At 53.4% G+C, this 14,950-nt stretch carries 15 protein-coding genes; 3 read left to right on the plus strand and 12 right to left on the minus strand.

Annotated features, from left to right (window positions below; genetic code table 11):
- Window positions 1-111: 111 nt before the first annotated feature.
- The 6 genes from ispH to murJ are packed head-to-tail and all read right to left on the minus strand — an operon-like array spanning window position 112 to window position 7,383.
- The gene (gene ispH, locus G461_RS0109445) at window positions 112-1,047 is read right to left on the minus strand and encodes a 4-hydroxy-3-methylbut-2-enyl diphosphate reductase (protein ID WP_026957654.1); all 936 of its coding nucleotides are present in this window, start codon (window positions 1,045-1,047) and stop codon (window positions 112-114) included.
- 17 nt (window positions 1,048-1,064) lie between these two features.
- Window positions 1,065-1,493: an FKBP-type peptidyl-prolyl cis-trans isomerase gene (fkpB, locus tag G461_RS0109450; protein WP_026971662.1), complete on the minus strand. Its 429-nt coding sequence runs from the start codon at window positions 1,491-1,493 to the stop codon at window positions 1,065-1,067.
- The gene (lspA, locus tag G461_RS0109455) at window positions 1,465-1,986 is read right to left on the minus strand and encodes a signal peptidase II (RefSeq protein ID WP_026971663.1); all 522 of its coding nucleotides are present in this window, start codon (window positions 1,984-1,986) and stop codon (window positions 1,465-1,467) included. The genes fkpB and lspA overlap by 29 nt, the downstream gene beginning before the upstream one ends.
- Window positions 1,979-4,810 (minus strand): isoleucine--tRNA ligase, encoded by a 2,832-nt coding sequence (gene ileS / locus G461_RS0109460; protein ID WP_026971664.1) that lies wholly within the window; start codon window positions 4,808-4,810, stop codon window positions 1,979-1,981. Before ileS ends, lspA begins: the two co-directional genes overlap by 8 nt.
- A gap of 22 nt (window positions 4,811-4,832) precedes the next feature.
- Complete coding sequence (ribF, locus tag G461_RS0109465; RefSeq protein WP_026971665.1) at window positions 4,833-5,765, minus strand: bifunctional riboflavin kinase/FAD synthetase; 933 nt, start codon at window positions 5,763-5,765, stop codon at window positions 4,833-4,835.
- A gap of 40 nt (window positions 5,766-5,805) precedes the next feature.
- On the minus strand, window positions 5,806-7,383 hold the full coding sequence (gene murJ / locus G461_RS0109470; RefSeq protein ID WP_026971666.1) for a murein biosynthesis integral membrane protein MurJ: 1,578 nt from the start codon (window positions 7,381-7,383) through the stop codon (window positions 5,806-5,808).
- A 261-nt stretch (window positions 7,384-7,644) separates the two neighbouring features.
- Between murJ and rpsT the strand changes: the two genes are divergently transcribed.
- Window positions 7,645-7,905, plus strand: a complete 261-nt coding sequence (gene rpsT / locus G461_RS0109475; RefSeq protein WP_026957660.1) for a 30S ribosomal protein S20 — start codon at window positions 7,645-7,647, stop codon at window positions 7,903-7,905.
- 96 nt (window positions 7,906-8,001) lie between these two features.
- On the opposite strand, the gene G461_RS0109480 is transcribed toward rpsT, so the two are convergent.
- The 5 genes from G461_RS0109480 to rppH form a co-directional block, all read right to left on the minus strand.
- The gene (locus G461_RS0109480; RefSeq protein WP_026971667.1) at window positions 8,002-8,295 is read right to left on the minus strand and encodes an ArsR/SmtB family transcription factor; all 294 of its coding nucleotides are present in this window, start codon (window positions 8,293-8,295) and stop codon (window positions 8,002-8,004) included.
- 53 nt (window positions 8,296-8,348) lie between these two features.
- Entirely contained in the window at window positions 8,349-9,143 is a 795-nt protein-coding gene (gene thyA / locus G461_RS0109485) for a thymidylate synthase (protein ID WP_026971668.1), read from the minus strand.
- Window positions 9,140-9,940, minus strand: a complete 801-nt coding sequence (gene lgt, locus G461_RS0109490; RefSeq protein WP_026957663.1) for a prolipoprotein diacylglyceryl transferase — start codon at window positions 9,938-9,940, stop codon at window positions 9,140-9,142. The genes thyA and lgt overlap by 4 nt, the downstream gene beginning before the upstream one ends.
- 75 nt (window positions 9,941-10,015) lie before the next feature.
- Entirely contained in the window at window positions 10,016-12,280 is a 2,265-nt protein-coding gene (gene ptsP, locus G461_RS0109495; RefSeq protein ID WP_026971669.1) for a phosphoenolpyruvate--protein phosphotransferase, read from the minus strand.
- 19 nt (window positions 12,281-12,299) lie between these two features.
- On the minus strand, window positions 12,300-12,833 hold the full coding sequence (gene rppH, locus G461_RS0109500) for an RNA pyrophosphohydrolase (RefSeq protein WP_026957664.1): 534 nt from the start codon (window positions 12,831-12,833) through the stop codon (window positions 12,300-12,302).
- 606 nt (window positions 12,834-13,439) lie between these two features.
- Between rppH and mutH the strand changes: the two genes are divergently transcribed.
- Window positions 13,440-14,123 (plus strand): DNA mismatch repair endonuclease MutH, encoded by a 684-nt coding sequence (gene mutH, locus G461_RS0109505; protein ID WP_026971670.1) that lies wholly within the window; start codon window positions 13,440-13,442, stop codon window positions 14,121-14,123.
- 101 nt (window positions 14,124-14,224) lie between these two features.
- On the plus strand, window positions 14,225-14,548 hold the full coding sequence (locus G461_RS0109510) for an isoamylase early set domain-containing protein (protein ID WP_026957666.1): 324 nt from the start codon (window positions 14,225-14,227) through the stop codon (window positions 14,546-14,548).
- A 45-nt stretch (window positions 14,549-14,593) separates the two neighbouring features.
- Here G461_RS0109510 and rplS read toward each other — a convergent pair whose 3' ends face one another.
- Window positions 14,594-14,944: a 50S ribosomal protein L19 gene (gene rplS / locus G461_RS0109515; RefSeq protein WP_026957667.1), complete on the minus strand. Its 351-nt coding sequence runs from the start codon at window positions 14,942-14,944 to the stop codon at window positions 14,594-14,596.
- Window positions 14,945-14,950: the final 6 nt, after the last annotated feature.

Raw genomic sequence — 14,950 nt, forward strand, 5'->3', positions numbered from 1 at the left:
AACTATATCGCTATAGTTATCCCGAGCTAACTAATCCATTATCTTTTTTTTATAGCGCAAAAAGGGGAGCAACGCTCCCCTTTATCGGTTATCTGTGCTACCGAGCATCGTCTATTTGATGCGTAACTCAGCAGGTACTTCGAAGGTAGTGTTCTCTTCACGCCCGGGGTTTTCGATAACCCGTACGCCGCCCATATGCTGCAGTTGTGACACCACTTCTTGCACCAGCACTTCTGGCGCAGAAGCACCGGCAGTCACACCTACCCGGCACGGCTCATTGAACCAATCCGCCTGGATATCGTCGGCACCATCCACCAAGAATGCCGCAGCGCCAGACTTCTCGGCTTTCTCGCGCAAGCGGTTGGAGTTGGACGAGTTTTTCGAGCCCACCACTAACACCACATCACTCTTTTCCGCCAGATCTTTAACTGCATCTTGGCGGTTCTGGGTGGCGTAGCAGATATCGTCTTTACGCGGTCCTTGGATCTCGGAGAACTTCTCACGCAAGGCATCGATGATCGACGAGGTGTCATCTACCGAGAGCGTGGTCTGGGTGCAATAGAACAGCTGGCTGGGGTTCTTCACCTGCAAGGCGGCTACGTCATCGACCGTCTCCACCAAGTAGATGCCGCCCTCTTCACTGGCGTACTGGCCCATAGTACCAATCACTTCTGGATGACCATGATGGCCAATCAGCACACACTCGATCCCCTTGCGGCTGGCGCGGGTCACTTCCATATGTACTTTAGTCACCAGTGGGCAGGTGGCGTCAAACACCTTCAGCTCACGAGCCTTGGCTTCTTGGCGAACCGCCTGAGAAACACCGTGGGCGCTAAAGATGCAGATGCTGTTCTCCGGGACTTCATCGAGCTCATCAACGAATACTGCTCCGCGCTCGCGCAGGCCATCGACCACATAGCGGTTATGTACCACTTCATGGCGTACGTAGATTGGCGCACCAAATAGCTCCAGTGCCCGCTCCACAATAGAAATGGCACGATCAACGCCAGCGCAAAAACCGCGAGGGTTGGCCAGAATGATTTCCACAGGACACTCCTTAGGGGTTAACTCACTTTCAATATTTCGACATCAAAATTGATGGTTTGACCGGCCAGAGGATGATTAAAATCCACCGTGACCGAGTCGCCCTCAACACTGCGCACAATGCCGGGGATCTCTTGCCCATTGGGTTGGCTAAAGGCGATGATAGCGCCAACTTCGGCAGGCGCGCCATCGTTAAACCGGGAACGCTCAAAGTAGTGAACATTATCGGGATTGGCGCTGCCAAAGGCCTGCTCAGGCGGCAAGGTAAAGCTTTGCTTGTTACCCGCCTCCAAGCCAATGAGGCAGGCTTCAAAGCCTTCGGTTAGGCTGCCGTCTCCCAGCACCAGGCACGCTGGTGCTGGATAGTTACGGGTGTTTTCGGCGATGGAGCCATCTTCTAATCGGATGACAAAATGCAGCTCAACCGTGCTGCCCTGCGCGATCTTCATCCTTGCGTCGCTTCTCCAAAAATAGTGCATCAACAATCAGCAAACCGGCACCGACACAGATAGCAGAGTCGGCCACGTTGAATGCTGGCCAGTGGTAGCTACCCCAGTAAAAATCGAGGAAATCCACCACGTATCCAAACATCATACGGTCCAACACGTTACCTAGCGCACCGCTAAGAATCAGCGCATAGCCAACCCCCAACGCGGTTTGCTGGCGTGGGGTTTTCGACAGCCACCACACCAACAGTGCACTCACTACCAGTGCAATACCGGTGAATAGCCAACGCTGCCAGCCCCCGGCATCACCGAGAAAGCTGAACGCCGCGCCGTAGTTGCGCACGTAGACCAGATTAAAAAACGAGGTGATGGCTTTGCGCTCGTACAGCGCAAAGTTCTCGACCACAATCCATTTGGTCGCTTGATCGAGCACGAACAGGGCCGCGCTCAACCAAAGCCAAATCAAACTCGATGATGCTTCCTGCTTGTTATGCATAGCGGCGCTCTTCACCCTCTCCATCTACGTTGCTCACACAACGACCACAGATAGCTTCGTGACCTGCGTGCGAGCCCACGTCTTCGCGGTGGTGCCAACAGCGGTCACACTTCTCGCCTTTGGCAACACTAACTAGCAGCTTCACGCCTTCCAGCTCGGTGGCAACCGCATCGTCGCCCGCTTCACTTAGCGGCGCAACGCGTGCTTCAGAAGTCAGCAGCACAAAGCGCAGCTCGTCTTCCAGCTGACTTAGGCGAGCCAATTTCTGCTCGTCCAGATACAGGGTAACGTCTGCTTCCAGCGCCTTACCGATCTTCTTATCGTTACGCGCGGCTTCCAGCAGCTTGTTCACTTCATCGCGAACAGCGATAACGTCAGCCCAGAACTCGTCATTAAACGTGCCATCTTGCGGCAACGCCTGTAGACCTTGGTACCACTCACCGGTGAACACAAAGTCATCACGCTCACCCGGCAGAGCCTGCCAGATTTCATCGGCAGTAAAGCTCAGGATTGGCGCCATCCAGCGGGTCAGGGCTTCAGCGATGTGGAACAGCGCAGTCTGACATGAACGACGGGCATGGCCATCGGCTTTGGCGGTGTACTGGCGATCTTTAATGATATCCAGGTAGAAGCTGCCCAGCTCAATAGAGCAGAAATGCATTAGCTTCTGGTATACCACGTGGAACTGGTAGCTCTCGTAGGCTTCAACAATCTCTTGCTGTACGCTAGCGGCACGGCCAACAACCCAGCGGTCCAGCTCAACCATATCACTGGCTTCTACCAAGTCAGTCGCTGGGTCAAAGCCTGCCAGGTTAGCGAGCAGGAAGCGCGAGGTGTTACGGATACGGCGGTAGGCATCGGCGCTACGCTTGAAGATTTCATCCGATACGGTCATCTCGGCGCTGTAGTTGGTCGAGGCAATCCACAAACGCAGGATGTCAGAGCCCAGCTTGTTCCACACGTCTTGTGGCGCAATACCGTTACCTAAAGACTTCGAGAACTTATGGCCGTTGGCGTCCACGGTAAAGCCGTGAGTCAGCACTTGGCTGTATGGCGCTTTGCCGGTCATCGCGGTCGAGATCATCAACGACGATTGGAACCAGCCACGGTGTTGGTCAGAGCCTTCCAGGTACATATCGGCGCTATTGCCGTTGAACTCTTCGCGGGCCTTCACAACCGATGCGTGGGTCGAGCCAGAGTCGAACCATACGTCCAGCGTGTCTTCGACCTTACGGTATTGCTCGGCTTCATCGCCCAGCAGCTCACTGGCATCCAGATCAAACCATGCTTGAATACCTGCTTTCTCAACGCGCTTGGCGACCTCTTCCATCAGCTCTACGCTGCGTGGGTGCAAGGCATTGGTTTGGCGGTCAACAAACAGGGCAATCGGAACACCCCAAGTACGCTGACGTGAGATACACCAGTCAGGACGGTTCTCAACCATGCTTTCGATACGGCTTTGACCCCAATCTGGGATCCACTGGGTTTGCTTGATCTCGCCCAGTGCCTGCTCGCGCAAACCGTTTTGCTCCATGCTTACAAACCACTGTGGAGTAGCACGGAAGATAATTGGGGTTTTGTGGCGCCAGCAGTGTGGGTAGCTGTGGCGGTAAGCGTGATGATGCAGCAGCTTGCCGCATTCTTTAAGCTTCTCAACCACTGCGTCATTGGCTTTGAATACGTGCTGACCGGCAAAAAACTCGGTATCAGGCAGGTATACGCCGTTGTCGCCAACCGGGTTAGCTACTTCGAGACCGTATTTTTGACCAACCGCGAAATCTTCCTGACCGTGGCCCGGGGCCGTGTGCACCGCACCAGTACCTGAATCGGTGGTTACGTGATCGCCCAAGATAGCCGGTACGTCGAAGCTGTAGAACGGGTGCGCGAAGCGCAGGTTCTCAAGTGCTTCGCCCAGGCAATCACCCAGTACATGATGGTGAGTTGCGCCAAAGCGCTCTACACACTCTTCCATCAGTTCACGGGCCAGAATCAGGCGCTCTTTGCCCGCTTCGGTCTCGATCTGTACCAGCACATATTCTAGGTGCGCGTTAAAGGCGACCGCACGGTTGGCGGGTAGCGTCCATGGGGTGGTCGTCCAGATAACCGCAGAGATTGGGCCTTCACCAGCCACGCCTTCTGGGTGCTCAAACTTGCTCAGAACCGCGTCCTCGTCGACGGCAGTGAAGCGCACATCGATGGCCGGAGAGGTCTTGTCTTCGTACTCCACCTCGGCTTCAGCCAGGGCGCTGCCACAGTCGGTACACCAGTGAACTGGCTTGGAGCCTTGCTGCAGGTGACCGTTGTCGATGATCTTAGCCAATGAGCGAATGATGTTGGCTTCGGTATCGAAGTTCATGGTCAGGTAGGGGTTTTCCCAGTCGCCCAGAATGCCCAGACGTTTGAAGTCTTCACGCTGGCCGTTGATCTGCTTGGTCGCGTAATCACGGCACTTCTGGCGGAACTCAGCCGGAGTCACCTTGTGACCAGGCTTACCGACCTTTTTCTCAACCATCAGCTCGATGGGCAGGCCGTGACAGTCCCAACCCGGGATATATGGCGAGTCGTAGTCAGACAGAGTCTTCGATTTAACGATGATGTCTTTGAGTACTTTGTTTACCGCATGGCCCAAGTGAATGTTGCCGTTCGCATACGGAGGGCCGTCGTGCAAAATAAAGCTCTTCTTGCCACGCTTGGCCTCGCGAATTCGTTGGTACAGATCAGCTTCTTTCCAACGTTTCAACATGGCTGGCTCACGCTGAGCCAGGTTACCGCGCATCGGGAACGCGGTTTCCGGCAAGTTCAGAGTATCTTTATAGTCGCTCATTGATTTAACATTCCACTTGGTTTCACTCAGCTAAGTCATAGAAGGACTTAGCCTGTTTGATATCGAGCTCCACTTGCGCCTTCAAGGCCTCAAGCGAAGGAAATTTAACTTCATCTCTCAGTTTCAGCTGGGGCTCTACCCGCAGGAATTGTCCGTACAAATTCTCACTGAAACCGAACAGGTGGGTTTCCAGCAGCAGCTGTTCTCCCCCTGCGGTAGGCCGCTTGCCTACGTTTGCTACCCCGGGAAACGTTCGTCCATCGGGTAGCTCGGCATTTACGGCGTAAACACCGGTTAAGGGCGGAACCTTTCTGTCCAACCTTAGATTGGCCGTGGCAAAGCCCAACTGGCGGCCAAGCTTTTGGCCGTGCACCACCCGGCCACTAAAATGAAAGGCGCGCCCCAGCATCTGCTTAGCGTCCTCAAAATGGCCATGGGCAAGTAGCTCGCGGATCGCGGTACTGCTCACCCGGCGCTGCTCTACGCAGAACGAATGGCTATTGGTAACGGTAAAACCGAAACGTTCACCGGCTTGTTGCAGCGCGGCAAAATCGCCACTGCGCCCTCTGCCAAAGCGAAAATCATCGCCCACCGCCAGGTATTCAACTCCAAGGCCCTTAACCAGCAAATCTTCGATAAAGTAATCGGCAGTTTGCTCGGCAAATTGGGGATTGAAGTTGACGCATAACATGCGATCAACGCCCAACGCTTTGAGCGCCTGATACTTTTCGCGGAAGCGAGTCAGGCGTGCTGGCGCTTGCTGTTTGGCAAACACCTCCAGCGGCTGGGGTTCAAACACCATCACCGTAGCAGGCAGCTTGCGCAGCCGCGCTTGCTCCAACAGTTTTTCCAGCACATGTTGATGGCCCAAGTGCACCCCATCGAAGTTACCGATGGTGAGCGCACAGCCATGATGCTGCTGTCGGATATTGTGGATGCCGCGAATTAGCTCCATAGCGCCTACTACTGTTTAAAACCGACGGATTATAGCCTGTTTAGTCATCAGTTACAGCCCCGTAGCTGCTTTTGAACTGCCTCGGGCGCAGCCCCAATAGCAAGGCGCTCAAAAAGTACACGCTGATACCAGCAACAATCAAAATCGATAGCTGCCAAACGCTTTGCTGCCACGAGTAGGCAAACCACTCGGCGGCAGATGCTGAGAAGTAGTAAATCACCACGCCCATCACCAATGCCGACAAGACCACCCGAGCAATAAATCCGCCACTAACCGCGCTTAAGCGATAGATGTTTTGCTGGTGCAGACCGCGATAGAGCAAGCCGGCATTGACCAAGGCCGACAGCGAAGTGGCTATCGCCAGACCCACATAGCCAAAGGGAATGGCAAAGATAACGTTGAACAGCATGTTGCTGGTCATCGCGATAATCCCAAAGCGCACCGGGGTCTTGGTGTCCTGGCGTGAGTAGTAACCCGGGGCCAATACCTTCACCAACATAAAAAACAGCAGCCCCGAGGAGTAGGCAATCAAACTGAACGAGGCCTTAATTACATCGCTTTCAGCAAAAGCACCACGCATAAACAGCACCTGCAGCATCGGTTTGGCGAGGGTGATCATGCCGACTAATGCCGGGATCCCCAAAAAGCACACCATCCGTACTCCCCAGTCCATGGTTTGCTGGAAGGCCTTAGGATTATTGTCCACATGTCGCCGCGACAGGTTAGGCAAGATCACCGTGGCGATGGCGATACCGAACAAACCAAGCGGGAACTCCAACAAACGGTCCGAATAGTACAGCCAAGAAATCGAGCCGGTCGCCAGAAAGCTGGCAATAAAAGTATCGAGTAGCAGGTTGATCTGGCTAACCGATACCCCGAACAAGGCCGGGATCATCAGCTTGCGGATCTTAGTCACTCCGGGATGACTCCAAGCCCAGCGCGGACGGGTGAGCAGCTTCAAGCGGAAGATAAAGGGGATCTGAAACAGCAGCTGAATCAAGCCACCAAAGAATACCCCCCACGCCAGCGCCAGCTCCGGTTGCTCCAGCTTCGGCCCCAAATAGATAGCTGCACTGATAATCGCAATGTTCAAGAACACTGGGGTGAAAGCCGCCACAGCAAAGCGACCAAAGGCATTGAGGATGGCACCAGAGAGCCCGGTAAAGGTAATGAACCATAAATAAGGAAAGGTGATCTTCAGCATTACACTGGCCAGCTCGAATTTATGAGCGTCCGGGCCGTCATTGAGCCAAGAGATAAACCAGCCGGTACCAAACAAGGCAGCAATCACCGGCGAGGCCAGCACCCCAAACAAGGTCACTAGGGTCACAATCGCGCCCAGCGTACCGCTCACCGAGGCGATCAACTGACGTACTTCGGCTTGCTCTTTGGTTTGCTTGTATTCGGTCAGTACCGGGACAAAGGCTTGAGAGAAGGCGCCTTCGGCAAACAGGCGGCGTAAGAAGTTGGGGATCTTGTTGGCAAAGAAGAACACATCGGCGGCAGCGCCCGCGCCCATCAAGTTGGCGATCACCACATCGCGAACCAAACCGAGAATGCGCGAAATCAGGGTCATGGTGCTGACAATCGCACCTGACTTTAACAAGGATTTACTCAATGTAACTACTGCTCCGATAAAGAGTCTGCCCGAGCCAAAAATCAGCATGCGTTCTGCGGTGGTATCGGGAGGTAATTGCTGCTAGAATCGCGCCACAGTTTACCCGCCTGAGCCGAAGTACGCCATTGCTTGGAAGGGGAAACCGAGCAACTTGGCCGGATATGCTCGCTTGGTTAAATTTTGTTTGACAGAAGCGTGAAAAACAGGCATATTCCACGGCCTTTAAAATCATAATTCCCAGACAGAGTTCAGGAGTTACCCTTGGCTAATATTAAGTCAGCTAAAAAACGTGCGGTTCAAGCTGAAAAGCGTCGTAAGCATAACGCTAGCCGTCGCTCCATGATGCGCACCAACATTAAGAAAGTTATCGCTGCTATTGAAGCTGGCGATAAAGAAGCAGCAACTGCCGCTTTCCAAGCTGCTCAGCCAGTTCTTGATCGCTACGCGACCAAAGGCCTGATCAGCAAAAACAAAGCAGCTCGTCATAAGAGCCGCCTTGTTGCTAAAATCAACGCGCTGTAATTCACGTTACATTGCATTGAAAAAAACCGGCTTAGGCCGGTTTTTTGTTATCTGCAATTTGTGAATCGGCTTCAAAGCCGCTTTCGCATTAGCCACTCACTTACAATACAGACCGTGTAAGGTTTCCAATACCGCCTTCGCTTCATCGCTCGCCAAGGAGTAATAGATAGTCTGCGCCTGCTTGCGGGTAGTCACTAGATTGTCTTTACGCAACCACGCCAAATGCTGGGACAGCGCCGATTGGCTCAAAGGTACCCGTTCGTTTAACTGGCTGACCGTCAGCTCACCCTCTACCAAGTGGCACAAGATAAACAGGCGGCTCTCATTGGCCAAGGCTTTCAACAGTTTTAACGCATCACCGGCGTTACTTTGCATCTGTTCAATATCCATAGACTCCACCTTGTCCAATGAGGGTTCAATGAGAGACGCGCTAGCGGCTGCGATTAAATCGCAACCGGCGCTTTGATGTGAGGATGTGGATCGTAGCCTTCAATCTCGAAGTCGTCGAAGCGATAGTCGAAGATAGACTCAGGCTTACGCTTGATCTTAAGCGTAGGCAAGGCGCGCGGCTCACGGCTTAGCTGCAGCTTGGTTTGCTCCAGATGGTTCGAGTACAAGTGAGTATCACCACCAGTCCACACAAACTCACCCACTTCCAGATCACATTGCTGGGCAACCATGTGGGTCAACAGCGCGTAGCTGGCGATGTTGAACGGCAGGCCCAAGAACACGTCACAGCTACGCTGATACAGCTGACAAGAGAGCTTGCCATCGGCCACGTAGAACTGGAAGAAGGCATGACAAGGCGCCAGCGCCATCTTCGACAACTCAGAGACATTCCACGCCGATACGATAATGCGGCGCGAATCGGGGTCGTTTTTAATCTGATCGATAATCTGCGAGATCTGGTCGATGTGCTGACCATCCGGGCTCGGCCATGAGCGCCACTGGGCGCCATACACCGGCCCTAGGTTACCGTTTTCGTCGGCCCACTCGTCCCAAATAGATACCCCGTTGTCTTTCAGGTAACGGGTGTTGGTATCGCCTTGCAAGAACCACAACAGCTCGTGAATGATTGAACGCAGGTGACACTTTTTGGTGGTGACCAGCGGGAATCCTTCACTTAGGTCGAAGCGCATTTGATGGCCAAATACGGATAGGGTGCCGGTTCCCGTGCGATCGGCTTTCTCGGCACCGTTATCCATAATGTGCTGCATTAACGCTAAATAGTTCTTCATACTTTACTCTCTACCACACGCTGCCGACGGTAGGCCCAGGCGATAAACCCGGCGCCAATAATAATCATCGGTAGCGACAACAACTGCCCCATGCTCATACCCAAGGTGAGTAACCCTAAATGAGCATCGGGCTGACGGAAATACTCAACGATAAAGCGGAAACAGCCATAGCCTAGCAAGAACATTCCCGACACGGCGCCACGCGGTGGCTTACGGCTCGAGAACACTAACAGGATCAGCAGCAAGGCCACCCCTTCCAGGGCAAACTGATAGAGCTGCGATGGATGACGCGGCAACGACCCACCACCAGGGAACACCATCGCCCATGGCACATCAGACTCGGCAACCCGGCCCCATAGTTCGCCATTGATGAAGTTACCTAAGCGGCCCGCGCCCAAGCCAAAGGGCACCAGAGGCGCAATAAAATCAGCAACGGTGAAGAAGTGACGGCCGGTTTTACGGGCAAACCAGTACATCGCGGTGATGACCCCAAGTAAGCCGCCATGGAAGGCCATACCACCCTGCCAGATCTGGAAGATGTACAGCGGGTTTTCCAGCCAATATGCGGTTTGGTAAAACACCACATAGCCAATACGGCCGCCCAGAATGACGCCGATAAAGCTATAGAACATCAAGTCACTGACTTCGTTACGGGTCCATCCACTGTTGGGCTTGTCTGCCAGTCGATTTCCCATCCATAGCGCGAATAGAAAACCGAACAGATACATCAAGCCGTACCAGCGCACTTCCAAGGGACCGAGGCTAAAAGCGATAGGATCGATCTGGGGAAACTGCATGCCGCTTGCCACTTCTGTGATTCCACTTTATCTAGAAATAGAAAGAAGGCATTGTGCAGGGAAACTCCTGCTAACTCAAGGATTAGCCACCCTAACCAAGTGTGCCAATTCACGCTCGCTAAGAAAGCCATAGATAATGTCGAAATTCTGCTGGCCAGTCTGCCCTGCCAGCAAGGTGGAGCGCAGTTGCTCGAGCTGATCAAGGTCGATACGGCGAATGATGTACTTCACCTTCGCTAAACAATACGAGCTCATACTCAGGCTACGATAGCCCAAGGCGAGCAGCACCAGCGCACCGACTGGATCGCCAGCTAGCTCACCACAAACACACACCGGAACGTTGTGCTGGTGTCCCTGCTCGACCACTTGGGCTAGGGCGCGTAACACCGCAGGATGGAGGGTGTCGAATAGCCCTGCAACTCGCGGATTGTTGCGATCCACCGCCAGCATATATTGGGTGAGGTCATTGCTGCCCACCGACCAAAAATCGACCCGCTTGGCCAGCTCTGGCAGGAGGAACAGGGTTGAAGGCACCTCTAACATGGCGCCGATCTTGGGCCGTGGCAGATCTGGCCGGTTTAGCTCTTCGCGCAGCTCATACCACGCTTGGTCAATCAGCCGAAGCGATACATCCACCTCATGTAGGCTGCTTACCATGGGCAGCAGCAGCGACATATTGCCCTGTTCAATCGCTGCCCGGAACATCGCCCGCACCTGCAACAGGAAAATCTCAGGATGGTCCAAGGTCAGTCGAATGCCACGCCAGCCCAGCGCCGGATTCTCTTCAACGATGGGGAAATAGGGAAGCTGTTTATCACCGCCCACGTCCAAGGTACGCATGCACACGTTCTTGCCGTCGTAGGCCTGCAGGATATCGCGATAGACTCGATATTGCTCTTGCTCAGAGGGGAAGCGGTCGCGCAGCAAGAAGGGGACTTCGGTGCGGTAAAGGCCAACGCCGCCGGAGCCGAGCTTGGCTGCTTTGTCACCCTCGGAGTTCAGGCCGGCGTTTATCAGCAGCTCAATCTCGATACCGTTAAGGCTCACCGAAGGCTGCTCCAGCTCGGTGGCCATCAGGCTGTCTATTTCGTTTTGCTGAACTAGCAGCTCGGCGTACTCTTGCTGGAGTAGTGCATCGGGCTCAACAAACAGTTTGCCGGTGTAGCCGTCCACAATCAGCTGCAGATTGTCTAACTGCAGCACATCCAGACTGAAGCCGAGTAAAGCGGGTATCCCCATCGCCCGGGCTAAAATCGCCGCGTGGGAGTTGGCGGCACCGCGCTGGGAGACCACACCTGCAATTAACTCACGGGGCAGCTCGGCGAACATCGATGCGGTGACCTCTTCGGCCACCAAGATAATCGCTTTATCAGGCAACGACATGCCCTTCTTACCTTGATAAAGCGCCTGCAGTAGCCGCTGCCCTAAATCGCGCACATCTAGCGCGCGCTCGCGCAGATAGCTATCACTCATCGCCTCAAACTGGCCGACGTAGTGTTCTACCACCAGGCGGATTGCCGAATCACAGCGATAGCCCTGACTTAACTTGCTACGGATGTCCCCGGCCAAACTGGCATCGGCCAGCATGTGCTTGTAGAGCTCGAAGATGGCCGCCACGTCTTTTGGCAGTTGCTCGTTGAGCCTAATGGATAAGCCCGACAGCTCTTCGCGGGTGCGCTCTAGCGCCTGCTCAAACTTGACCAGCTCTTTATCGCGGTCTTTGCTCTTGGCAATCTTCACGCTGTTGAGCGAGTGACGCGGACGGTTCAGCCAGGCTTTGGCAATGGCGACCCCGCTGGATGCCGACACCGCTTCGATGGGTTCTTGCCAAGACTGAAGCTGAGCGCTTTGCAGCTTGTCTTTAACCTCACTGTGCGCCAGTACGCCGGCCAAGTGAGTGGCCAAGGTAACCAGAAACGACTCTTCGCCCTGATCAAAGCTGCGCGGTAGGATTTGCTGGACCACCAACACCCCCAGCACGTCGCCGCGATGGGTAATCGGGGTGCCTAGCAGTGCCTTGAAGGTTTCTTCAGCGGTTTCGGGGAAGTATTTAAAGCTGGGGTGACTGGGGGCATCAGCCAGGTTGATGGGCTCTTCGCGCTGACCAACCAAGCCAACGATCCCCTCGTCAAAGCCCATGCTGACTTTGCCAATGGAGGAATCAGCAAGGCCATCACTGGCACACAGGCGGTAGCGTCCGTGCTCGGTATCGGTGAGATAGACCGAGCAACAATCTGCATTCATCGCCTGCCGGGTTTCGGTTACCAGAACGCTTAGCGCGTCACTGGCGTTGCCGGCCTGACTAACATGCTCAACGATGTTGCGTAGTTGAGATAGCACCCATCCTTCTCCTCAAACGTCAACTACGTTTCTTTCTCCTGCGCCGTTTGTCAGGTCGACCAGAGCGCTCAGGCCGCGTTGGCATCATCGCTGCCGCCGCAAACTCCTTCAATGCCTTGCGGTACACCTCGCGTTTGAAAGACACCACTTGCCGGACCGGATACCAAAAGCTCACCCAGCGCCAGTCGTCAAACTCTGGGTGTCCGCTCCGATCAAAGCGTATATTGTCCTCACTTCCCACTAAGCGGAGTAAGAACCATTTCTGTTTTTGTCCGATACATACCGGCGGGCTGTCCCAACGAACTAGTCGCTTCGGCAATTTGTAACGCAGCCAATGGCGGGTAGATGCCAGAATTTTTACATCCTTCGGCTCTAATCCGACCTCCTCGTGCAGTTCACGATACATGGCTTGTTCAGCAGTCTCCCCTTCATCCACGCCTCCTTGTGGAAATTGCCAGGAATGTTGGCCATAACGTCGTGCCCAAAGCACTTGGCCACGCTGGTTACAAATGACGATGCCTACGTTGGGACGGTAACCATCCCCATCAATCACTGAATCAACCTTCAGCTTAAGTCTTCGATAGCTTGATTCTTTCATATCTCTGATCTGTCGGCAATTAATGTACTCATATCAAGGCAAAATCAGCGATTCCTCTCCCACTTCAAGTTATCCGCTGATGCTGTGCCCAACCCTGTGGATAAATTGAAGAAATCCCCAAAAGGGGAATAAAAGTGGCGGTGCCAAATACCAAATTGAACCCCACAAAACCACATATACCATTATAATACAGCAACTTAACGCAACACCCCATGTCCTTTAGTTGGTCTTAGCATGTGCATAACCATTGCTGTTTAATTATCGACCAAGCGCCTACTTGCGCGCATTTTCGACACTTCAAACGGGCTTTCAGTGGATTACTTAGATCATATTGGTGGATATTGGATGACTTAATAACATTAACTTAGAGTTATTCAGTCAATCTGTGCATAAGTCTGTGAATGAATACTGCTAATGCTGTTATAATCAACAGTTCTCTTTAAAAGAACGAAAGTAAAGAGATTTAAATCTTTTTATATCAACAACTTAACGCTAGTATTGACGAGCCTACCAAGGCATGCACAAACTGTTCAATCGCTATCCAATCCGGACCCAGCTCACATGTTACAACCCTCACCACCCAGTTCAGAACAGCAGTTGATCACCCGCTGTCAGCACATTGCAGGCCAGACTCTGGGCGATCTCGCCAACGCGGCGGGCGTTGAAGTGCCCAAGGACTTCAAACGAGAAAAGGGGTGGAGTGGCCAACTGCTGGAATGGCACCTAGGCGCAACCGCCGGCAGTAAACCGACCCAGGATTTTCCCGAACTCGGCATTGAGCTCAAGACCATCCCACTCGATTTACAAGCTCGCCCGCTGGAAAGCACCTATGTGTGTATCACCCCACTAGTGGATTTAGCGGGGCATTGCTGGGAGAACAGCAATGTGAGAAACAAGCTATCCCGGGTATTGTGGGTACCACTGATTGCCGATCGTAGCACCCCTCCTGCCGAGCGCATGGTCGGCCAGGCCTTTATCTGGAGCCCTAGCCCGCAACAGGAACAGCTGCTGCGTACCGATTGGGAAGAGCTCACCGAGATGATTGCCTTAGGTCAGGTGGAGCAGATCACTGCCCACCATGGAGAAGTCATGCAATTGCGGCCAAAGGCGGCCAATGCCAAGGCCCGTACCAAAGCGATTGGACCGAAAGGTTTGGAGATAGAGACCCTGCCGCGCGGCTACTACCTGCGCACAGAATTCACCCGCAAAATCATCAGTGAACACTTTGAACTGTATGATTTGTAGCCATTTGTATTGTGGAATATAGTTGACCCAGCAAAATTTTTTGCGCAAGATTTGAACGACATCACAGTTTCACTACCCAAACGGTCAGCAAGGAGTGCGCGATGCCACTGAAAAAGCAATACCTAAAATCCAAACCCGAGATGAAAGTGACTTTTGAAGTTGAAAAGGAAGCGGCTGGTGATGCAGCCCAGATCTTTCTCTTGGCCGAATTTAATGACTGGCAACCCCTGGAGCTAAGCAAGCTGAAAAGCGGCAAGTTCAAGGTGGTGGTCAATGTCCCCACCGATCAGCAAGAGAGCTATCAGTTCAAGTACAAGCTGTTGGATGCCGCAGGCAGCGAGAGCTTCGACAACGACTGGGCCGCCGATGCCTACATCGCTAGCGATATGGGTGGCGACAACTCAGTGCTTGAAGTGAGCGCATAAAAAAAGCCCGCAATACTGCGGGCTTTCAATCTCGAAGAAGTCGTCTTACTTAGCCAGCTTCTCTTTAATACGCGCTTTCTTACCAGAAAGTTCGCGCAAGTAGTACAGCTTGCTACGACGTACGTCACCACGACGCTTAACGGTAATGCTATCAACTAGTGGGCTGTGAGTCTGGAAGCAGCGCTCAACGCCTTCACCGCTAGAGATCTTACGAACGGTGAATGCAGAGTGCAGGCCGCGGTTACGCTTAGCGATTACCACACCTTCAAACGCCTGCAGACGCTCACGGTTACCTTCTTTAACTTTTACCTGAACTACAACAGTGTCACCTGGTGCAAATTCTGGCAGGTCTTTTTTCATTTGCTCTTCTTCGAGCTGTTTAATGATGTTGCTCATCGTATT

The organism is Aliagarivorans marinus DSM 23064, assembly GCF_000429485.1.
Lineage (GTDB): Bacteria > Pseudomonadota > Gammaproteobacteria > Enterobacterales > Celerinatantimonadaceae > Aliagarivorans > Aliagarivorans marinus.